General features: G+C 37.2%; 24 protein-coding genes. 4 read left to right on the top strand and 20 right to left on the bottom strand.

Annotated features, from left to right (window positions below):
- Nucleotides 1–53 precede the first annotated feature (53 nt).
- Nucleotides 54–515, top strand: coding sequence for a CBS domain-containing protein (locus ABC255_RS17825; RefSeq protein ID WP_412995554.1), 462 nt, complete (start codon nucleotides 54–56; stop codon nucleotides 513–515).
- Nucleotides 516–580: 65 nt separating this feature from the next.
- On the opposite strand, the gene ABC255_RS17830 is transcribed toward ABC255_RS17825, so the two are convergent.
- The 7 genes from ABC255_RS17830 to ABC255_RS17860 all read right to left on the bottom strand — a co-directional run bounded on the left by ABC255_RS17830 (nucleotide 581) and on the right by ABC255_RS17860 (nucleotide 7,672).
- Complete coding sequence (locus ABC255_RS17830; RefSeq protein WP_412995555.1) at nucleotides 581–2,035, bottom strand: DHA2 family efflux MFS transporter permease subunit; 1,455 nt, start codon at nucleotides 2,033–2,035, stop codon at nucleotides 581–583.
- A 238-nt stretch (nucleotides 2,036–2,273) separates the two neighbouring features.
- On the bottom strand, nucleotides 2,274–2,732 hold the full coding sequence (locus ABC255_RS17835; RefSeq protein ID WP_412995557.1) for a MarR family winged helix-turn-helix transcriptional regulator: 459 nt from the start codon (nucleotides 2,730–2,732) through the stop codon (nucleotides 2,274–2,276).
- 68 nt (nucleotides 2,733–2,800) lie between these two features.
- A complete protein-coding gene (locus ABC255_RS17840) occupies nucleotides 2,801–3,937 on the bottom strand; it encodes an MBL fold metallo-hydrolase (protein ID WP_412995559.1) in 1,137 nt (378 codons plus the stop codon).
- A 177-nt stretch (nucleotides 3,938–4,114) separates the two neighbouring features.
- Nucleotides 4,115–5,221, bottom strand: coding sequence for a D-TA family PLP-dependent enzyme (locus ABC255_RS17845; RefSeq protein ID WP_412995561.1), 1,107 nt, complete (start codon nucleotides 5,219–5,221; stop codon nucleotides 4,115–4,117).
- Nucleotides 5,222–5,224: 3 nt separating this feature from the next.
- Entirely contained in the window at nucleotides 5,225–5,758 is a 534-nt protein-coding gene (locus tag ABC255_RS17850) for a GNAT family N-acetyltransferase (protein ID WP_412995563.1), read from the bottom strand.
- Nucleotides 5,759–5,796: 38 nt separating this feature from the next.
- Nucleotides 5,797–6,357 carry an AAA family ATPase gene (locus tag ABC255_RS17855; protein ID WP_412995564.1) on the bottom strand — a complete coding sequence of 187 codons (561 nt, stop codon included), beginning with the start codon at nucleotides 6,355–6,357 and terminating at the stop codon, nucleotides 5,797–5,799.
- A 247-nt stretch (nucleotides 6,358–6,604) separates the two neighbouring features.
- Nucleotides 6,605–7,672: a GGDEF domain-containing protein gene (locus ABC255_RS17860; RefSeq protein WP_412995566.1), complete on the bottom strand. Its 1,068-nt coding sequence runs from the start codon at nucleotides 7,670–7,672 to the stop codon at nucleotides 6,605–6,607.
- 269 nt (nucleotides 7,673–7,941) lie between these two features.
- Between ABC255_RS17860 and ABC255_RS17865 the strand changes: the two genes are divergently transcribed.
- A complete protein-coding gene (locus tag ABC255_RS17865) occupies nucleotides 7,942–8,139 on the top strand; it encodes a hypothetical protein (protein WP_412995568.1) in 198 nt (65 codons plus the stop codon).
- 62 nt (nucleotides 8,140–8,201) lie between these two features.
- Here the strand turns inward: ABC255_RS17865 and ABC255_RS17870 are convergent, their stop codons facing one another.
- The 3 genes from ABC255_RS17870 to ABC255_RS17880 form a co-directional block, all read right to left on the bottom strand.
- Complete coding sequence (locus ABC255_RS17870) at nucleotides 8,202–8,750, bottom strand: GNAT family N-acetyltransferase (RefSeq protein WP_412995569.1); 549 nt, start codon at nucleotides 8,748–8,750, stop codon at nucleotides 8,202–8,204.
- A 119-nt stretch (nucleotides 8,751–8,869) separates the two neighbouring features.
- Nucleotides 8,870–9,826 (bottom strand): alpha/beta hydrolase, encoded by a 957-nt coding sequence (locus ABC255_RS17875; protein WP_412995571.1) that lies wholly within the window; start codon nucleotides 9,824–9,826, stop codon nucleotides 8,870–8,872.
- A gap of 127 nt (nucleotides 9,827–9,953) precedes the next feature.
- A complete protein-coding gene (locus ABC255_RS17880) occupies nucleotides 9,954–10,643 on the bottom strand; it encodes an N-acetylmuramoyl-L-alanine amidase (RefSeq protein WP_412995573.1) in 690 nt (229 codons plus the stop codon).
- Nucleotides 10,644–10,883: 240 nt separating this feature from the next.
- On the opposite strand from ABC255_RS17880, the gene ABC255_RS17885 reads away from it, so the two are divergent.
- A complete protein-coding gene (locus tag ABC255_RS17885) occupies nucleotides 10,884–11,201 on the top strand; it encodes a hypothetical protein (protein WP_412995575.1) in 318 nt (105 codons plus the stop codon).
- Nucleotides 11,202–11,278: 77 nt separating this feature from the next.
- Here ABC255_RS17885 and ABC255_RS17890 read toward each other — a convergent pair whose 3' ends face one another.
- The 9 genes from ABC255_RS17890 to ABC255_RS17930 all read right to left on the bottom strand — a co-directional run bounded on the left by ABC255_RS17890 (nucleotide 11,279) and on the right by ABC255_RS17930 (nucleotide 19,907).
- Nucleotides 11,279–11,578, bottom strand: coding sequence for a BC1872 family protein (locus tag ABC255_RS17890; protein ID WP_412995576.1), 300 nt, complete (start codon nucleotides 11,576–11,578; stop codon nucleotides 11,279–11,281).
- A 128-nt stretch (nucleotides 11,579–11,706) separates the two neighbouring features.
- Nucleotides 11,707–12,246 carry a glutathione peroxidase gene (locus ABC255_RS17895; protein WP_412995577.1) on the bottom strand — a complete coding sequence of 180 codons (540 nt, stop codon included), beginning with the start codon at nucleotides 12,244–12,246 and terminating at the stop codon, nucleotides 11,707–11,709.
- A gap of 136 nt (nucleotides 12,247–12,382) precedes the next feature.
- A complete protein-coding gene (locus ABC255_RS17900) occupies nucleotides 12,383–12,952 on the bottom strand; it encodes a hypothetical protein (protein ID WP_412995579.1) in 570 nt (189 codons plus the stop codon).
- A 226-nt stretch (nucleotides 12,953–13,178) separates the two neighbouring features.
- The gene (gene pabB / locus ABC255_RS17905; RefSeq protein ID WP_412995580.1) at nucleotides 13,179–14,921 is read right to left on the bottom strand and encodes an aminodeoxychorismate synthase component I; all 1,743 of its coding nucleotides are present in this window, start codon (nucleotides 14,919–14,921) and stop codon (nucleotides 13,179–13,181) included.
- Nucleotides 14,922–14,977: 56 nt separating this feature from the next.
- Entirely contained in the window at nucleotides 14,978–16,435 is a 1,458-nt protein-coding gene (locus ABC255_RS17910; protein ID WP_412995582.1) for an amino acid permease, read from the bottom strand.
- A gap of 310 nt (nucleotides 16,436–16,745) precedes the next feature.
- Nucleotides 16,746–17,270 carry a cupin domain-containing protein gene (locus tag ABC255_RS17915; RefSeq protein WP_412995584.1) on the bottom strand — a complete coding sequence of 175 codons (525 nt, stop codon included), beginning with the start codon at nucleotides 17,268–17,270 and terminating at the stop codon, nucleotides 16,746–16,748.
- 108 nt (nucleotides 17,271–17,378) lie between these two features.
- Complete coding sequence (locus ABC255_RS17920; RefSeq protein ID WP_412995586.1) at nucleotides 17,379–17,939, bottom strand: CBO0543 family protein; 561 nt, start codon at nucleotides 17,937–17,939, stop codon at nucleotides 17,379–17,381.
- 177 nt (nucleotides 17,940–18,116) lie between these two features.
- The gene (locus ABC255_RS17925; protein ID WP_412995588.1) at nucleotides 18,117–18,716 is read right to left on the bottom strand and encodes an NADPH-dependent FMN reductase; all 600 of its coding nucleotides are present in this window, start codon (nucleotides 18,714–18,716) and stop codon (nucleotides 18,117–18,119) included.
- A 165-nt stretch (nucleotides 18,717–18,881) separates the two neighbouring features.
- On the bottom strand, nucleotides 18,882–19,907 hold the full coding sequence (locus tag ABC255_RS17930) for a threonine aldolase family protein (protein WP_412995590.1): 1,026 nt from the start codon (nucleotides 19,905–19,907) through the stop codon (nucleotides 18,882–18,884).
- A gap of 146 nt (nucleotides 19,908–20,053) precedes the next feature.
- Between ABC255_RS17930 and ABC255_RS17935 the strand changes: the two genes are divergently transcribed.
- Nucleotides 20,054–21,448: a TrkH family potassium uptake protein gene (locus ABC255_RS17935; RefSeq protein WP_412998580.1), complete on the top strand. Its 1,395-nt coding sequence runs from the start codon at nucleotides 20,054–20,056 to the stop codon at nucleotides 21,446–21,448.
- 49 nt (nucleotides 21,449–21,497) lie between these two features.
- Here ABC255_RS17935 and ABC255_RS17940 read toward each other — a convergent pair whose 3' ends face one another.
- Entirely contained in the window at nucleotides 21,498–21,932 is a 435-nt protein-coding gene (locus tag ABC255_RS17940) for an SRPBCC family protein (protein WP_412995592.1), read from the bottom strand.
- Nucleotides 21,933–21,935: the final 3 nt, after the last annotated feature.

The raw sequence follows: 21,935 nt of genomic DNA on the forward strand, positions 1-21,935 counted from the left end.
GCTAGTAGTAAATAAAGATGTATGCGATTACACCATGAAAAGAGGGACCTACGATGCAGGTAAGAGACTTCATGATTACAAAGGTTTTTACTGTGAGACCTTCCAATACGGTCAAGGAATTGTTACGGATACTCAATTCAAATCGTATTGGCGGTGTTCCAGTTGTTAATGAAAAAGATCATTTGGTAGGTATGATATCTGATGGAGATGTTTTACGCTACCTAGCTCCAAAACCTCTGGGTATCGCTGGTATTGCTGGTCTGGTTTATATAATTGAGGCAGAAGAAATCAAGGATGTAATACAAGAAAAATTGGACACACCTGTAAAAGATATTATGACCAAAAGAAATCTTCTCTACGTTTCACCTGAAGAAGAGTTTGATAAGGCAATCCGTTTATTATCGCGGCATCATTTCAAAAAACTCCCTGTTGTTAATGGAGCTGGTCGTGTGATTGGGGTGCTAAGCAGAGGAGACATTATCCATAATATTTATAAAAAAATAATTTCATCATAATTAGAAACCATTCGTAACTAAGCGAATGGTTTCTTGATATTTTTATAGATTTATTGAAAATGCCGCTACCTGCTGACAGGTTCTGCTGATTGCACGACTGCTTGTGATTTTTCTGTTACTGCACTAGGTTTTTTTACGAAGAAAGAACCTATTAATCCAACTGCGGAAATGCCTGTAATAAAGTAGAAAGCATATTTAATTCCAGCAGCTAATATTTCAGGCTGGGTAGCATTCGGAAAGTCCATTACATAACTGTTTTGTCCACTTGTAAATACCGTGATGGCGATCGCTGTACCAGCTGCTCCTGCAACTTGATTTAGTGTATTCATGGCTGCTGATCCATCACCATATAATTCACGTGGTAATTGATTCATTGCATTTGTTTGGGCAGGCATCATAACCATCGATAAACCACAGAATAAAATCATAAACGCTACGATGACTTGCCATGCAGGTGTTTGACTTGAAAGAGTCGAAAGAAAAACAATATTCCCGATCAAAACAAAGATAAACCCAATAATAGTAAAACGTCGTGCTCCGATTTTATCGAAAAGAGCCCCTACAATCGGTGACAAGATAAAGTTGACTGCATTACCAGGTAGTAATAATAAACCAGCCATCGCAGCACTAAATAATAAAGCACCTTTTAAATACAGAGGCAGTAAAATTCCCGTTGATAAAATGATTAGAATGCCAAGAAACATCGACAATGTTCCTAATGTGAACATTGGATATCTAAAGACACGTAAATTAACCATAGGTTGAGCCATTTTATTTTGACGAATACCAAATGATATTAATGCGATAAGACCTACTACTAAAGGTGCCCATACTTTAGTTGATGAAAAAGCTTCTTCAGCCATTGTACTCAATGCAAAAATTAATCCGCCAAAACCGATTGTTGATAAAAGAATGGACGAAACATCGATTTTAGGTTTCGTAATTTCCGACACATTTTCAATTTTAGCTGCAGCAACCAAGATCAGTAAAACATAAGCAATGGCACTAAACCAGAAAATATATGGCCAGCTTAATGTACTAATAATGACACCTGAAAGTGTTGGACCCAAGGCTGGAGCTAAGGTAATAACTAGACCCATAAGCCCCATAACGACTCCACGTTTCTGGATGGGGAAGATAAGAAGCATAACACTTAACATAACCGGCAATAAAAGTCCTGTACCGATTGCCTGAACAACACGACCAAGTAATAAAACACTAAAACTGATATTTAACGCTGCCAAAATGGCTCCTGCCAGCGAAATAGTCAGTCCCCCGATTACCAATTGTCTTGTCGTAAACCATTTCATTAACAGTGCTGAGATTGGAACTAAGATTGCTAAAACTAATAAATATCCTGTAGTCAGCCACTGTGCAGTGGTTGCCGGAACTACAAATTGTTCCATAATATTGGAAAGTGCCATGTTTAATGCCGTTTCACCAAATAATCCAGCAAAAGCACCTAACATTAAGATAAATGCCATTGTCTTAGGATTTTTAACTTGAACTTGTGTACTCATAAAATTATTACTATCTCCTTTTAATAAATTTGACCATTTTGGTAATCCCTAAAAAGAATTACCTATTTCCGTTTTATCCCCTGCTTACTTACGAACCTGTTAACTATATCAAAGATTTTTCTTTAACGTCAACCTAGTTGACAAAATATTTTTCTTGAGTTATTATCAACTAAGTTGACGATAAATGTTAAATAATATAAAAACCCCCACCTTGTGCAAACAAAGCGGGGGTTTGATTTTATTGATTTATATCCCAATCTAACTTTAGTAGATTTTTAAGAATTTTTACTTGCTCCGTACCTATTTTTTCGGCAATTTTATTCTCAAGTTCGGCCTTAAGAGCCTCGTTTTTCTCATAGCATTCCTCACCGAAAGCAGTTAACTGTATACACTTTTCCTTCTTGTTGTTTTCAACATTATCGATTTCGACTAATCCCTTTTCAGCAAGCTTATTGATAAACTTATGAATTGCCTGACGAGAAATTTCTACATTTTTTGTGATATAGGAAATGGTAGGCTTCTTTTTATAAACTCTAGACATGATATACCATTCAGAATTAGAAATATGAATCTCACTTTGATTGTTCCATGCTTTCTCTGAGATTTTTCGGACTAAAGAATGACGTTCGCTCAATAGGTCAATCAGATCTAAATTTTGTAATTCAGAGGTTGGGATCAACTGATTCACTCCAATCATAATCTACAACCTTACTATACAAAATCCAAAATCGGATGTCAATTTGGTTGACATTGAATTATTGACAGCTACTGTGGCGTTGATGATTCTATTTCAAGACTGTTTTTCGTGCTGAGCTCTTTCCACCAGGAATTAGGTTCTGGGAATCTTCCATTTAAAACAACCGTTTCCCCAATATTTGGTGCAATTAATTTTACTTCTTTTTGTTTAGCAGCACGTATTGCTCTATCTACTGGGTCTGTCCAGCTATGATAAGCCAAAGTAAAAGCTCCCCAGTGAATCAGCATCATGTTTTTACCTTTTACATCAAGATGAGCTTGAACAGATTCTTCTGGCTGCATATGGATTGCTGACCACCGTTTATCATATTGGCCGCCTTCCATTAAAGTGAGATCAAAAGGACCATATTTTTCACCGATTTGCTTAAAATGCGGTCCATATCCGCCATCCCCGCTCGTATAAATTCTCAGATTTTCTCCAAGAATGACCCAGCCGTTCCATAAAGTACTATTCCGATTGAACAATCCCCTGCCGGAAAAATGCTGTGACGGAACTGAAGCGATTGTTAATCCATCCCACTGCTTCTCATCCCACCAATTACATTCTGTGATTCGTTCTTCATTTATGCCCCACCTTACTAAATGTGCAGCTACGCCAAGTGGGACGATAAAATGACCCACTTTATCTTTTACTTTGATAATGGATGGGTAGTCCAAATGATCATAATGGTCATGTGTGATTAACACAACATCGATTTGTGGTAATTTTTCAATTACATATAATAGATCTTCGCTGTAACGCTTTGTACCGACAAACGAGACGGGTGATGGAGACGGTCCAAACATCGGATCAATCAGGATTTTCTTTTTGTCTAATGTGAGGAGAATCGTTGAATGACCAAACCACGTTAAGCTGTCTTCAACACTGTTGATCTTATTCCAATCAAGAGAAATTGGAATAGGGTTATTAGGACTTCGATCCTTTTTTCCTGTTAAGGAATCCTTCAATAGTGAAAGAATGGTAGATAGATCCATTTTCATGTCTGTAGGACTTTGATTGACAAATTGATTATTTTTATAATGGTTGAAATAACGATTGCGCTCACGATCCTGCTTACTTGGGCTGCCCCCAAACGTCGGGTGTAAATTAATAAAAAGTATGATTCCAATTGCCAGAACGCCCAAAATGATCAGTAGATATACCATTATGCTAGTTGGTCTCCCTTCAAATACGCTTACCACTTAAAAACTAATTCTTACTTCCCTATCATAACGAACAAGAATCTATCTATCAAATTTGACTAAAGTTATTTTAAAAAATAAAAAACACCGCCAAAATTCATGGCGGAGTTAGAGTTCGTTACTTTCAATCACTGAAGGACATTATTTAACCTTTCCTCTTGCGTCGACTTTCCATACGTCAGTTAACTGTCCATTCTCATAAACCACATACTCTTCAAACTGATTGACGACCGGACAGGCATGGTTGGGAATGATTTGTACTTTATCATTTATCTTTAGATTTGTTTCTCCTACTAAAATTCCTACCCCATGTTCTTCCGATAAACGTTCGATGATTATTTCAGGGTGCCCGATGATATGGCCGAACCCGCTAACAGTCTGATTACCATGTGCACCTTTGTCTAAACATAAAGACTTACTGCCTGTATCGAAAATTATCCGATCTTTATAGACGCCAACTACCGATGCTAGTAAAGTTACTGCACAATTCTCTATGCTTGTCACACCTAGACCAACTTGAATGGCATCGAAAAACACCGCATTACCTGGTCTTATTTCTGTTACGCTAGGTACTTTTCCTGCAATTTTGAATGTTGGTGTAGAACCAACACTTCGAACTAGTATCGGAATCCCTGCTTGTTCACATTCCTTTGCGCTTTCTACCACTGCCAATCCTTCCTGCAGGCCTATGTTTTCAATTTCTTCATAGGTTTTTGCTGCATACGAATGTCCAGCATGTGTAAAAATCCCACCGAGTTTAAGCTTGGAATGAGTCATTATTGCCTTTGCTAAAAGAAGAGCTTCCTTTCCTGGTTCCACTCCACACCGATTAAGTCCTGAATTGACCTTTATCCATACTTCAAGTGTATGTGGAGTATGTTCTAGTCCTCTTTGTAAATAACGTAAGGATTCAGGATTGTCTACGGAGACTTTCAGTCGTACCCCTTTTTGTATTAGCTTAATTAATCGATTAATCTTGTCTGGATTTGAAATAGGATAGGCAATTAATATATCCTTAATTCCTCCAGAAGCCATTACTTCTGCTTCACTAATTTTAGCTGTTGTTACTCCAACTGCTCCTGCTTCCACTTGCAGCTGAGCGATTTTCACAGATTTGTGTGTTTTAATATGAGGACGATAAACGACACCTTGTTGATTTGCAAAATTAGCAATCTCACTTATATTTTTTAACAATTTTTGATGATCTACCAGTAAGCTTGGAGTGTCTAACGTTTGAATATTAGTCATGATTCATACATCCTTTAATAAATACTTCTCCATTCGGATATCAAACCACATTTTATCAGCCCAGTAAGTAAAATTTTCTATACGTCCAATCTCTTTGTATCCTAGCTTTTCATACAACTTTCGAGCCTGGGTGTTAAATTCAAACACACCCAATTCCACCCGAGTTAATCCAGCCTTCTTAATTTCTTCTTCTAAAAATTGAATTGCCTGATACCCAATACCTTTCCCCCTGCCAGCAGGTTCTCCAATGGTAATGCCAATCCATGCAGTTCCTGCTTCATTCTTGTAAAGGTGATCGGGGTCAACCATATAGTTCATTTCACCGACCAACTGATCATCAAGATAAATCAGGTAAGTGTGATGATGTTCCAGTCTTTTTTTTAAGTCATCGAGTGTCATGGTGTCACGTCGTTCCAATGCAATCTTGTCTTGGTTAGGACGGGTTAACGGGATTAAATCGGGATTGTTTTCCCAGCGGTTAAATACTTCAACAAGCGTTTGGGTAGGTTCTGTTAATTTGAAGAAATTCGTTTTCATGATGTTCTCCTCTTTTTGGAAATCAAATATAAATATATTTATAACTCAAATTTATCTTTTATGACTTTCGCTGTTTCTTCGGCACTCATATATGTATTATTAATCCTGATATACTCTGGTTTTGTAATTTCACCCTCTAGAGAATTTAACCGGTATTTTTCCATCGACTTCTTTAGGTTATTTTCAGACCATTCTATATTTCTTTTGGTCGGTTTATGAAGAAGGCGGTGAGGACTTTTATTTCGTTTTAACCTTTCGTTCAGATCTGCTTCCAGTTCAACAAAATACACATCGCCGCCTCTGGACTCGAATATCTGACAGACTTTATTTACATATTCCCAATCAGATGGATGATTGAAGGCCCAAACATATGTGAAGATTAAACCTTCCAAATCACTTTTTGCTACTGCCTCGAATATTTCCTCTCGAAACAAGGTTACTAATCTTTGGCCTTCCTTCGTGCCGAAGTCAAAAATAGGCGTAACCAGTTCAATGGTCATATGATTATGAAAAAGCTTTAGACCTGTAATTTTAGCCAGTTCTTGTCCTATTGTCATTTTTCCAACAGCTTGAGGACCAAATATTAAAACAAATTTCATAGAATCCTCCCAAATATTCATTCACTTTGAATGATAATAAATTCTCTCTCTTTTACAAAATTCCTTCTTTTGCTACGCAACCACTTAGTATATTCCAAGATCAACAAGGTCGAATGTTTCCAGATGAATATCCAACGTATATTCAAAACACTTCGAGATTAATCCCGTTCGTTTGGTGAGAGCCAATTAAAATCTATAAAAAAGCTGTTGAATTCGAAATCAACAGCTTTTTTGGTTATATATATTTTCATCCCCTAATTACCGTTCCACAATCAAATATAGCTTGGTTTTTGCCATTATGTTTTGCCTTATATAATAGCTTATCAGCGCGTCTGACAAGATCCACTTGATTGGAAATACTATGTTGATTGACAAATAAACCGAAACTCATCGTAATGCTGAAGGTCCCATTTTCACTAGTAAACTCAACCTCTCGTAATTCTTTGTAAACCTGCTCTAGGCATGGAATGATTTTTTCCTTGTCGGTTGTAGAAAATAGGATCGCAAATTCCTCTCCTCCATAGCGGAAGGAACTCCCTAATGAGGGGGGGATGGTATTTTGGAGGATCTCTCCTATTTTCATCAACACCTTGTCCCCTACTACATGACCGTGCTGATCGTTTATCATTTTAAAATTATCGATGTCAGCCAGAACCACAGACATTTCAATCTTACTAATATCAGCTAAAGAGTTTTTAAGAGATTCTTGAAAATGTCGATGATTATACAATCCTGTTAAGTAGTCACGAACAACCAAATCCTTGTAAACGTATTGGAGTTTATGATGGTGGCGCTCTCTGTTCACGATCAGGGCTCCAAAAAAACCAATTACAATTAAGAAGGTAATATTTAATGAAAAAATTACAATAGAGTGATTGGATAAAGGAAGACTAATCCAAAACAGAACACAATAACTTATTACCATAACCGTACAAGATAAAGCAGCGCCGAGGATTTTCCAATAAATAGTTGAATGGATGATGAGCAGGTATGAAATTGGAAATAGCGGGCTCGTGACTCCACCTGTTAAACATAAAAGCCAAATCAGCGCTATATAATCAAAAAGTATCCCCGTTTTCATTAGCAATGTAAATATTGTGTGGTTCCCAGGTGCTAACCATAGGGCAACCTGTGTAATTGCCATATAGGTAAAACCAAAAATGAGTAAATAATTAAAGGTATGTAATTCGAAGTTCACAATAGAGGCAATGGGTGGATAATAAAAAACCACGCAAGACACTACTAAAAATATCCACCTAACAATTGAAAATATTTGCTCTGTCACAAAATCAGTCAGTATGAATGTATCTTTCATTTTAACCAGAATCCTTTTTAAAAGTATTGTTAATTATCAGTTTTTTGAGGTCCTAGTTATTACGACCCTATTCTTACATTTTGATAAAGTATTTCTTACTATTATCATACAAGTTTAACAAGACAAAATAAACAACAGAATTTGTTAATAATTTACTAATAATGTTAAACAGGTACCATCAGATATGTAGAACTTACACTCACCAAATTCAAACATATCGAATCCACTTGGAAGAATGTCTTTTTACATTTTTACAAACAATAATTCTAGTGTTATTTCTAACACAAAATAAACCGGTAGAGGTGACTGTTATGAAAAAAGGTAATTATTCAAAAGAGGAACCCACTCTTGCAGAAGGCATTAATACAGAGGATATTTTAAATCAAGATGCTAGCCAGGAAGAAATCGAGAACGGAGAATCAACGAATGTAACTATTTTAACTTTAGATGAAAATGACCCTAGCTAAGGACAAACACTTACTAATCTGTGCAAAAGCGATGCCCATTAAAGCATCGCCTCTTTAGTTTCCTAGGACGGATTCAACCTTCCCATCAAAATGGTATTATAAAAATTTCCGTCTGATAACAATTTATCTTTTTTTAAAGAACCTTCCACTTCAAACCCATACTTTTGATATAACTTTATTGCTTTGTTATTGGTTTCTAGAACCTTCAAGGAGATTTTCTTTATTCCATTTTCATCAGCCCAACCAATTGATTCTTCTAGAAACTTTTTTCCTATCCCATACCCCCAGAAGTCTTTCAAAACACAGACTCCAAAATCTACTTTATGAGAGGATCGTTTTAATTGGTTCCCCTCGCATCGGCAAAAACCTACTATTCTATCATGTACTTCAACTACCAAAAATAAGTTGTTAACCCGTTCTGAGTCTTCCTTAATAATCTGTTTAAAACCTGATTCATCTATGTATGCTTCGCCTTGTTCCCTATCCAAATTCTCAGTTTCCCCATCTATCTGCACTCGGACTTCAGATAAGCTTTTCGCATCCTTTTCCATGGCAGACCTAATGATATAACGTAAACCATTGATTGTAAATTCTTTTGAATTAACAAGCACTTAGGTTTTCCTCCTAATGAAAATATACTGAAAACACATTCATTTATTCTAATATTCTATTTTTAAACTGTAAATAAAAAAGCGCAATGGACAAAAAACTCATCCAATGCACATTATTTTTAAATACTAACTGATTCAGGCTGAAGCTGTAACGCTCTTTTCAATGCTTGAACATATTCATTTTTTGCCTTTTTTCCTATTTCTGAAGTAGGATTTAATAGTTCAAAGCCATGGTAAGCACCTGGATAAAGGTGGAATTCCACAGGAACACCCGCTTGCGCTAATTTTGCTACATATTCTATGGTTTCATCGCGGAATGGATCTAATTGCCCTACGCAAGTGAATGTGGGTGGTAGATTAGATAAATTTTTTGCACGGGCTGGTGCTGCATATGGTGAAATTTCTCCGTTTGCATGTTCACCCAAATACATCCTCCAACCTGCCAGATTATTTCCACGGTTCCAGATTGCACGTTCGTCCGTAATTTCGTAGCTGGAAGGTGTTACATTTCGGTCATCAATCATAGGATACAATGGCATTTGGAATGAGATTGCCGGACCCTTCCGATCGCGTGCCAACAAACTTAATGCAGCAGTCAACCCGCCCCCTGCACTTTGTCCCGCAACAGCGACACGCGACACATCGATATTCAACTCATTTGCTGCATTCGTCATCCATACCAATGCCGCATAACAGTCTTCAAGTGGTGCCGGATATGGATGTTCAGGTGCAAGACGGTAATCAACGGAAACGACAACACACTGAGCTTGCTGTGAAAACTCCTGACAGTCGCCGTCAGAACCATCTGCATCTCCTATAACATATCCACCTCCATGAATAAATAACAGAGCTGGTAGTTTTTCAGCACCACGAAGTACAGGTTCATAAATCTTAACCTTCATATCCTGTCCATCACCACCAGGAATAGTACGCACAGTAATGTTGACGCTTTCAAGTTTTTCAATAGGAATGGCTGGTGCTTGTCTTGCAGCCTCCAAGCCCTCAGGAAGTCTAAGCGGCGGGAAAACCGTAAGTATTTCTTTCAATTCTGGCGCTACTCTGCTCATAAAATCCATTCAAATAACCTCCTAAACTTTCTTTCTATGAATAATCATAGGTGGTACATTAATCATATGCTTGTACTTATGGAGTTATAACACCTTATTAGACTGTTAGACCTATATTTTTCCAAACTCATTTATTCTACTTAATCAGTATCGCTGGATATCCCTTTTCTTTCAACTCTTCTACCAAGCCCTTCGCATTATTGATATCTGTAAATGCCCCGACTTGTACGCGATAAAACACATTGGCTGTTGGATTTTCAACTAGTTTCTTTACTAAACCATACTGAACAACAAGCCCCTCTACTACTGCTTTCGCTGCTTTTTTCTGATACTCCGTTGTCCTCATTTTCATGGCTTCATCACGGTTAGTCATAAAGGCGAATTCGATTAATATTGCCGTCATGTTGGTTTCTCTTACTATTTGAAAATCAGATGCTTTAACTCCACGATTTCTAAACCCTAATTCTCTCACTAGATTTGCTTGTATCTTTTCGGCGAGTGCCAATGCTTCTTTTGGCCTCGTGGTATATACATACGTTTCAGTTCCACCCGCATCGTTCCATCCTGCTCCGTACGCATTCAAATGGTAATCGATATGGACATTTGAACCCCAGGTATTTATGAATTCACAGCGTTTGTTTAGCGGAAAATCACTTTCCCCAGTAGGATCATCAATCCGTTTTTGACTAACGCCTTCATAACTTTCAAGTTCCATCATTACAAGCTTCACAATCTCACTTGTAACCTGCCATTCTTTATATCCATCAGGGGACTGTTTTCCTGGTGTGATACGTGCATGTCCTGCAGCATGAGTTATTTTCAACATTTAATTCCTCCTTTTTTTGAAAAAGGAACTTTTACTAGCTTTCTTGGACAATCATTGCCCCTCAAATAGTTCCTTTTCCTTTCACCCTTTATATATGGACATGAAACATAAATGGACAGGCTCAAATAGTTTAAAAATAAATAACTGAGTCCATTATCCCCTGTTATTTTTATCACACCTTCCACATTCTACCGAATGTAAAATAATACTGAGTCAAAAAAATTTATAGGAGGTATTGTATTGTTAAAGTTATTTATTTTCGTATTAATCCTTATTACTTTGGTCGTGTTAAGTATGTTCATTGATGGTGTGCTGGAGTTACATAAGCAAGAAAAGGAAGACAAAAAAAATATCATCAGAGGTGGAATGGAAGGATATTTGGACAAAACGTTTGGATTTGGCAATGTAACCATCTTCAAATCAATTCTTTATGCCGATGGGAATACTAGATACTTAGTATATTTGCCAAAGTACGAATGGTTTAAATCCCCGCAATACGAATGGTATGAGGTCTATGCCACCCAAAGCGGATTTAAGCACGACGCAATAAAGGGATAATAGATTTGCAAAAGAACGCCTCCAATGTTGAGGAGTTCTTTTTTTGAAAAAGGACCCGGTAAAACCGAGTCTTTTATCTATAACCAGCCTTCATCAATTGTACTATTGTCGGCGAGAGAAAATGCTGCATCCGTAATGGCCTGTGTTAAGGTTTCACCACTTGTGCAAACATCATTAAAACAAACCTCATGTTCACCTGTTACTGAATAGGAATAACCGAAACTTTTTAATCTCTCAACAATTAAAAGTGCTTGTTCAAGGTTTTTTTCTGGCTGAAAGTCATAAATAAAGACCTCTTTTTCTGAGTCATACCATCTGTCCCACCGATTTAATTTCCAGCCTAGTATTCTACGTGCAATTACCTCAGTTTTGTTCATATCAAACTGTCCTCTTTTATTTTCTAGATTATTATATTTTATCATTCTTCCCTATAACCATCTATTTCAATTTTGTGGACATTTATCATTAAAAAAAAGGACCAGCTATGGCCCTTTCGATTTAAAAATTATTTTAGTAACTTCTCAATATCATTTTCCATCTCTTCCGGCAAGGTACTTGGGAAATAGCGTTTAACAACATTTCCATTTTGATCAATTAAAAACTTAGTAAAGTTCCATTTAATATCAGAACTCTCTAAAATCTGAGGAAAATTGTTTCTGAGATGTTGATATAATCTACTTCCGGTATCCACGTTACTATCTTCTGGGGCATGCTCACGTAAATACCGATAGAGTGGATGTGTATGCTCCCCGTTTACATCAATTTTTTTAAACACAGGAAAACTCACATCATAATTTACCGAACAAAATGCCTGGATTTCTTCATCCGTACCAGGTTCCTGCCCGCCAAATTGATTACAAGGAAAGGCTAAAACGGAGAATCCCTGATCTTTGTAAGTCCTAAATACTTTCTCCAAACCCTCATATTGCGGGGTTAATCCACATTTACTTGCAGTGTTGACAATTAGCAATACTTTTCCTTTAAAGTCCTCTAAGCTAATATTTTCTCCATTTGAAAGTTCAGCATGAAAAGCATAAATTGACATATGATACCTCCAACTTTTTCTTATTAGATTTCTATAATTCTCAATACTACTATTCCACAATAAACTGTCATAGACCAGCAAAAAACAAAAATTGCTCTAACTCATTAAGGAGAATTTCATTTCACAACGTAAATTTTCAAACTGATACAAAATTCAAAGGAAATTCAGCTTCTTTTTCATTAAGGTAATCTTTTAGCTTTCCTTCATAGACGAATTGAAATGTAGATGTACTTTGCAAATCATGAGGTGTAATAAGTGAGAGGGGCTTATTAAAATAGATGATGTTAGATTCCTCAAGTAGAAAAGCAACAAATTGAGAGCAGAAGAAGGCATTTTTTCTTTTTATCGGTTTATTAAACATAACGCCAAATAATCCTATAAAATTATATCGATAATCCTTCTTCTTTAATTCGCATTCTTTTAAAACCTGGTTCATCTTTTGAATTTGTTCCTCAGTTACTGCAATAGAATAAATGACACAGTTTGCTTGTTTGAATAAACCTGTCTTCACATTTTCTTTAACAAAGCCTCCAATAAAAGGGTTTCGGACCGTTTTTCTCCCAAAGCTATATACTTCTGATAGCTGACAATCAAAGGCAATAGATGCATGATTATATGGTTTTTTTGTATAAAGCTTTATTAATTTTGTTAAAAATGAACCCGTATTCGTTAAAAGAAGGTACATTTGTTTTTCCTTTTCTACCATTAATAGCCTCCTTAAAAAATTCCTCAAGAAAACTTCTGTGTTTTTACTATACAAATAAAAACTTAAGAAAAGTTTCATAGAATCCTTAAGATATTCTTAACTTTTAAGAGTCCTTAATTCAATGTAATGACCAATTTGAAATCCATTAATTTTACTAATACAAAAAAATAATCACCTTTCCTATGGGATAAGGTGATTACACGTATCTAACTTGACTTTTTACTTTTTAAATTAGCTGAACTTCTTTCCATTTACGAACACTATTGATAAACCATATTTTTGTGGCGATTTTTAAATCAGCATGTGTGAGTGCTTTTTCGAGTATTTCTCCTTTATGGATTAATCTGTCTCGAAAAGTTCCAGCTAGTAAGCCGCTGCTTACTGGCGGAGTCCATCGTACACCGTCGATTTCCACTACTACGTTGCCATTGGTAAATTCGGTTAATTCACCGTCTTGATTCCAAAGCAGGACATCAAAAGCTTCAGTTGGCTTCTGATTTTGAAACTTTTCGTAAATTTCACGATTGGTAGTTTTATGGTACAGAAATGGATTTGTTTTATCGACTGACTCTTCCGCGAGGACCACTTTTAACACTGTATCCTGTTGCTTAATAAGCTGGTCTTCTATCGTCCATTCCCCATCTTTGGCCAGTAGTAATCGAACCTTCATCATTACGTTACCATTTTTATCTCCAAACTCGTTTAATGATCCTCTTATACGATCTATATCGAATCGAAACCCAAAATACCGAGCTGAATTCTCTAGGCGTTTAAGGTGCTCTTCAAGCAAAAAATAATTCCCATTGTCTAGCAGCAAACTCTCTAACAATTGGAATTCACTAGGTTTTTCTTCTAACAGCTTTGCTTTAGCAAGAATCTCATGGTATTCCCCTTCCGATGTGGAATCCCATGTAACTCCACCACCTACACCATACACGGCGCTGCCAGCTGAATGGTCAATCAGTACTGTTCTGATTGGTACATTAAAAATCGCTTCCTTATTTGGTGTAATATAGCCAATAGCACCGCAATATACCTCACGTGGTTCGTTTTCTAAATCTGCAATGATATTCATGGTGCTAACCTTTGGCGCACCTGTAATGGACCCGCATGGAAAAAGTGCTTTAAAGATATCTACAAGGGTGGTGGTTTCCGATACCTCTGCAGAAATTGTAGAGGTCATTTGATGAACCGTCGGGTATTGTTCAATTTCAAATAATTTCTCAACCTCAACACTTCCTGATTCAGCAACCATTCCGAGGTCATTTCGGAGTAAATCGACAATCATAAGGTTTTCTGCACGATTTTTCTCAGATTGTAGCAGCCAGTTTGCGTTTTGGGCATCCTCTTCAAAAGACGTCCCTCTTTTAATCGTGCCCTTCATTGGCCGGGTCGTAATTTTTCCATTATCCAAGTGAAAAAACAACTCTGGTGAAGCAGACAAAATACTATGTTCACCCGTATGTATGTAAGCACAATAATTCGAGCTTTGTGCTTTTTTTAGCCTAGTATAAAAAGCAAGATCATCACCGCTAAAGTGCGAGTGAAGACGGATTGTATAATTGGTTTGATATGTATTTCCGTGCTGAATAGATTTTTTAATAGAGGAAATTCCTTGATTATATTCCTCCATCGTAATTGACGGTTTCCATTTGGCCTCGGAAAAAGCTCCATGACTGCTTATTTGTTTATGCTCGGGTTTTTGGAAAATACCAAACCAGAGCAAAGGAAAAGAACCCCCGCTTTTGACGTTAAATGCTGGATCAAATGCGGGAGAACTCTCGTATGATAAAAATCCTGCAGCGTAATACCCGTCTTCCACAGCCTCTTGAACAAGCTGAAAGGACGGTAAGACATCTTCCACTTTATGAGCGGCAATTACTCTGACCGGATTTTCAAACGTTAATGGTTGTATATTTCCATTTGAATCGGCAAATTCAAATGCTAAAAGAGGTTTTTTTTGTTTCATGATCTATGCTTTCACCCTTAAGTTTTCTGATTTTTATAATAGAAACCTCTTTTAGTTTATTTATCCTTGTTTCTTTCGTCAACTCTTTCAGATAATTCCCGTGCTAGTTCGGTTGCGTAGTTTGGGCGGAATTCCCTGGGTGAAATACTTTTTTTGGGTGTTTCAGTTGTTCTAGTACGTCGCAGGTAGCTCATCACAAAATAAATAAGGGAGTAAATGACTACCATACTACTTCCAGTTATGAGCCCGGCTGTCTGACCTGGAATAAAAGGCATACATAGTAAAACAATGATTAAGCTTATTAGTGCAAGCCAAGATGTAAATGGGAACCCCGGCATTTGACAGATTCCACCAGGTGGACACCCTTCTCTTTTACGAAAGCGGATATGGCTTGCCATAATTACAGCATATGTAAAAATTAGAGCAAATCCGCCTGATGTAATTAAAACAAGATAGGCTCGCGGAAATAGCAGACCGAAAAACAATCCAATCAGCATGGATAGCCCGGAAAATAATATACCTTTGTACGGTACATCTCTTTTGTCCTTAAGCCAATTGGGTGCATGACCTTCATCAGAAAGGGAGCGGATCATCCTGCCTAATCCAAAAATACATGCCAACATCGCTGAGAGAATGGCTGAAATCAATACCAAATTAAGTGCAGTTCCTGCCCAGCCGATTCCCCATCGATTTAGTGAAGCAACCATGGGACTGACGTTTTCACTTAGTTCTGCTGTAGGAATAAGTGGCAACAGCACTGCCGCGTACAGGATATATAATCCGACCAGTGAAAAAACAGTATAGCGAATCGCTTTCGGGATCGTCTCAGTTGGATTATCAGCCTCAGTTGCCGCTAATCCTATTATCTCAAAACCTGCATACGCAAAAACAACCAGCAGCATACTTCCGGCAATCCCCTTTATCCCACCAGGCATAATTGGTTCCCTTGCCAACTCTCCCACACCAATCGCTGGGGTTTCAGGCATTAAACCTGCAATCAATACCAATGCTGTTAGGATAAAAAAGATAATCGCAAAAATTTTAACCGCAGATAAGCCGCTTGCAAGCTTACCTATTTTATCTGCACCTAATAAATTAAGCAGGGTAACAGCTACAATAATGGATCCGCCTAACAAAGCGATTGATACATTCGGAACCCATTCACGAACTAATAATGATATGGCTGTTGCCTCACTCGACATCGATAGAACAGTTCCTGTCCAATAAAGCCAGCCCACAACGAATCCAGTTCCTTGTCCAAGTTCCCTCGCCGCAAATGTACTAAAGGAACCTACTGTTGGTGCACTTACTGTCATCTCAGATAAGGCATATAGAATAAGATAAACAAGCCCGCCGGCTAAAACGTACGATAGTAAAATAGATGGACCAGCTGCATTAATCGCTACCGATGATCCAAGGAAAAAAGAACCCCCAATAACGCTTCCTAACGCCATCAACGTTAGCTGCCACGCTGATAATCCCTTTCGTTTACTCTTAATAGCTTTTTCACCCATTTTCCATCTCACCCATTTTCTAAAATAATCTATCGTTATTATTTACTTCATTTAGAAAAGGATTCTATGGGATATCCTGTAGTATTTTTAAACACTCTTTGTACGTTCGGAAATTGACAAAAATTTTACAATCCACATACTGTGTCTTAACAATTTTCTCCTATAATGAGTGTATTGAGAGAATGGGAGGGAGGTTGTAGCATGCGCGAGTTCATGTTTAGAATCATCATCTTGATTCCGGTTTGTACTTTTATGTAATAAACCTAATTGTCATAATATAACCTTCACAAATACTCCTCTATATTTATTCCTACGAACTTGGCAGCTGTTGATAAGCTAATTTCATAATGATTTCCTTGTGTTGCGGATAAACTTTCAATAGTTCTTCTTGTGTAAACAACTCAAAGTCTTGAAATTCAAAACCTGGGGACACCATACATCCTACTAATGAACAAGTATCCTTCTCCGAAACGGATGACCCAAATATCGTATTTTTCTTCACTAAGACTTGTAGTACTTCACCTGCATCAAGATTCATCCCTAATTTAATTTCCTTATATTCACCGCTTTCATCAATAACATGAATACTTAAAGAACTTCCACCGTGATAGTACCAAAGTTCATCTGATTTCAGCCGGTGAAAATGGGACACATCATCTGAGGTTAAAAGAAAATAAATACTGGTATAAAGCTTACGTTTTCCTTCAAAATTAACCGATAATTCGCGATCACTAATCTGTTCTTCTGACTGAAAGGTTTCTTTGTAATAACCACCTTCTGGGTGTGGTTTAAGTCCAAGTTTCGAAACTAGGTTATTTAAATCTTTAATATGCATGACATAATCCCACCATATTTTATTTTATTTTGTTCAACTCTATATCCTTTTTCATTCGAAAAGAAAAACTGCCTTGACGGCAGCAATATTTTCAACAGTGTATATTAATTATTTTTTCTCTACCTTTTCAAAGGCCTTGGAGCGGCTAAACCAGTGCGCCAGTAAATAGAATGAGGTTAGGATCAAGAAAGAATATGTAAAAGACCAATCAATTTTCTTGTACAAATCAATTTTTGCCAATGCAGGCATACCCACATATGCACCTAGCACTCCGAAAAAAACTGCTTTTATAAATGGATTAAAGTTTGGCTTATATTGCAACAATAGCATTACAAACACTGGTAAAACAGAAAGTCTGTATGAAAAATTTATTGTGGCTACGGGAACTACCTTTACTGGGTAAGCCCACTTTCCGTAACTAACTCCAAACGTATCAAGGATTTCTGATAAAACCATCACCAATAAACCTGCGGAAAATAAACGGGCTGAGCTTTCACGATTTCGGAGTATCCCCCAAATAATCCAAGGGGCAACTATCATAGCAAATGCTGTCCACCACTGCCAAGTAAATAAAAAGGCATTCATAACTGTTTCAACAATTAACTGGTTTGCCTCAGTAATCATTTTAGTTGCTTTATCTACCTGTTTCAATCCTTCTTGGTAATTCATCAACTACCCACCTCATCATGATTTCTATCCCTCGTTATTTTATACTGTAGGTCCTTTGGCTATTCCCTTCCATAGTTAAATCTTATTGACACAGAGTATCCAAAAAAAAGCACCCGTTTTAGAGTGCTTACTGAACTAAAACTGTTGGTATTATACCAACACGCTATTATTTCTGTATTATCTTACAGTTTTTAATGCTTTACTCCATTGCTCCACTTCACCAAGCATGGCATTGACATTATCAAGGTGTAAATCTTGCGGTTTAAATTCAGACCCATTCACAAAATCAGTAAATAAGCTCAATGTTGGATGTGTACGAACGTCGGCAATTTTCAATTCACCGCAGATTCCGCGTAAATGTTCAGCAGCTCGGGCTCCTCCTGTTGATCCATAACTTACGATTCCTGCTGCTTTGTTATTCCAAGCTTCCCGTGCGAAATCCAATGCATTTTTCAATGCACCCGTAATACTGTGATTGTATTCTTGAACAATGAAAACAAACCCATCTAAGTTCGCAAGTTTTTCATTCCAGGCACCAATTCCAGGTTCTGAACCATCCGTAGTGCCTAAAAACGGTAGATTGAAATCAGCAATATCAACAATTTCATAATTGGCGTCAGTCCGTTTGTCGGCAATTCCTTTTACCCATTCACCTACTTGTGGACTAACTCGCCCTTGACGTGTGCTTCCTAAGATAATTCCAATGTTTAATTTTTCATTTGTCACTGTTTCTTCCTCCTTGGTTTGTTTCCCAAATAGTTTGTCTAAAAAACCCATTATTCACACCTCCAATAATAATATGATGGGACTTTTTACTCATTAAAATTCTTCCCTTAATTCTATATAAAAAATTTTCTTCTTTTATGTTCAATGGGTTTACTCAAGAAAAAAAGATACATTCAGGCTTGACTATCGCCTTTTGTATCTTTTTTTTCCAAAACATTATAAGACTTTTTTCAGATCCTCAATAAGACTGGTTACCTCTTCCTCTTTTGTAGCCCACGATGTCACGAAGCGAATAGCAGATGAATCTGAATCTACCTTCTCCCAAATATGAAATGCATATTTGCCTTGTAGCTCCGTGATGACTGAATTCGGAAGTATCGGAAAAATTTGATTTGAAGGTGAGCGGGTCAGAAACTTAACATTTGCTTTCACTAGTTCCTCTCTAATCATGCTTGCCATCTTATTGGCATGCGTGGCCAAATCAAAGAACAAGTTATCCTGGAAAAGTTCAAGAAACTGTATGCCCATTAATCTTCCTTTCGCAAGAAGGGCCCCTTTTTGCTTAATATGATAACGAAAATCCTCCTTTAACGATTCAGAGCAAATCACTAATGCCTCACCAATCAGTGCGCCATTCTTTGTCCCGCCAATGTAAAAGGCGTCCATCAGGTTAGGGAGATCGCTCAACTGCAGGTCATTTTCCTCCGAACACAACGCAGAACCAAGCCTTGCACCATCCATGTAAAAAATTAGTTGATTACGCTGACAAAAGTCATGTAACTCCTGCAATTCGCTTTTAGAATAGATGGAGCCAATTTCAGTAGAATTCGATATGTAAACTAATTTCGGCTTCACCATGTGTTCATCCGGATGACCGTCTAGGACTCCCTGTAAATCAGATGGTGAAAGTTTTCCATCTTTGCCTTCAACTGATAGTATTTTATGACCGGTTGCCTCGATGGCACCTGTTTCGTGCCCAAGAATATGACCGCTGCTAACCGCTATTGCCGCTTCATGCGGTCTAAGGAAAGCTGAAATTGCAATAAGATTGGTTTGTGTTCCGCCTGAGATGAAGTGAATATCTACGCCGTGATTTCTGATTTTCTCCTTTATCAGTTCAATTGCTTCTTTTGAATATCTATCCTCCCCGTACCCCTCATCCTGCTCCAGGTTGGTTTCTAACAGGGCATTTAGTATCCTAGGATGTGCCCCTTCACTGTAATCGTTCTTAAAGCTGTACATTTAATTGCCCCCGTTTTTCACTTTTTCTAATCGTCGTATTATATCTTACCAAGATTTTTTACAACCTGCCAAAATAAAAACACTCATGTTTTAAACTAAAAAGAAGTAAGAAATTCACTATCACTCACTTGCCTCTTTTTGGTATTATTACCAATGACAGATTTCAATATGGATTATTAGAGGAGACTAAAAAAGTGAAGACCTATAAAAGAAAAGGAAATTTAATTACAATGCACCCTGCCCAAATCTTGGTTCTCGGCTTCGGTGGTCTAATATTATTAGGGACTTTTCTTTTTATGTTGCCGATTGCTACTTATGAAGAAGGTCGTGGACTAAGCTTTATTGATGCTTTATTTGAAGCAACCTCAGCCGTTTGTGTAACCGGTTTGGCTGTTGTAGATACGGGAACAACCTTTACCTTGTTTGGAGAGATAGTTCTCCTTAGCTTGATACAGGTTGGTGGTTGGGGATTTATGACCACAGGAATATTTATGTTCATTATCTTAGGGAAAAAAATTGGATTAAAGGAACGCTTACTGCTCCAGGATTCATTAAATGTGTTTTCTCTTGCAGGTGTTGTCACCTTAGTTAAGCGTATCATTCTTATTACATTTATCGTGGAATTAATAGGAGCTACTGTTTTAGCAATCCGCTGGTCATTTGAAATGCCACTCAGGAAAGCCATCTATTATGGGATTTTCCATTCTATTTCCGCATTCAATAATGCTGGTTTTGGGCTTGAACCTGATAATTTAAGTAAATGGGTGGGAGACCCTACGGTAAACATCGCCATTACTTCTCTTTTCATTACTGGGGGTATTGGTTTTACCGTTATACTTGATTTATGGGCAAAGAAATCTTTTCGTAAACTATCCTTGCATTCCAAAGTTGCATTACTCATGTCACTCTTTTTAAATATAATAGGATTTCTAATCATCTTGATTTCTGAATTTAGCAATTCGGCTACTATTGGAAACCTTGCCTTTGAAGATAAACTTTGGGCTTCTTATTTTCAAGGAGTCGTAACCAGAACCGCTGGTTTTAATACGATTGATATTGGAGCGATGAACCTGTCCTCTCTTGTTTTTATGATGGCACTGATGTTTATTGGTGCATCTCCAGGTTCGACTGGTGGTGGAATTAAAGTAACAACCTTCGCCATTATTATTTTAGCTTTTTGGGCAGTCGTGACCAATCGGGACAATGTGAACCTCTTTAAAAGGAGGATTCCTTGGGAATTGGTAAATAAATCGCTATCGATTGTTGTGGCTGCGATATTTTTTATCTTTCTTATATTCTTTTTACTAACTTTTACTGAAAAAGCTGATATGAGCAAGCTTCTATTTGAAACAATATCAGCCTTTGGAACCGTGGGATTGTCTGCAAATTTCACACCAGAACTATCCCCATTCGGAAGGGTATTGATTACCATCATGATGTTTATAGGAAGACTTGGGCCACTAACCATGGCATTTGCTTTATTAAATCCTAGAAAAGAAGCAAAAGTAAAATACGCAGAAGAAAAAATATTAATTGGATAATGGAAAACACACCGTTCATAATTTAACGGTGTGTTTGCAGGTTTCTTAATTATTTTTCTAGAATTTCTTTAATTTTTATCAAATCTTTCATGTTCGCCCTCTTCATCATAGAAGACATAAACGGCGAGATTATTTTTGAAAAGCCAGTTGGATTTCCTTTATTTCTTAAAGTCATTCGTGTTTGATGATCATTAATAGCTTGCCATGTATAGATCGTCTCCATTGGAAATGGTCCTTGGGCCGTTTTCATCACTAACTTCTTTCCTGGAACAAATTCTACGATTTCATACACATATGCAAGTTCTCGCCCTAGAAACTTCGCCTTAAAAGCAATTTGTGAACCTATTGCGAGTGGTTTAGTAGATATCCACTCTGCTGAATGAATATTAACATACCATTCTGGTGCATGATCAGGGTTCGAAGCATACTCTGATACTTGTGAAATAGGACGATTAATAATTATGTTTTTAACTACATCTACCATTGT

The sequence above is a fragment of the Neobacillus canaveralius genome, from assembly GCF_047237705.1.
In the GTDB taxonomy this organism is placed as follows: domain Bacteria; phylum Bacillota; class Bacilli; order Bacillales; family Cytobacillaceae; genus Neobacillus; species Neobacillus niacini_K.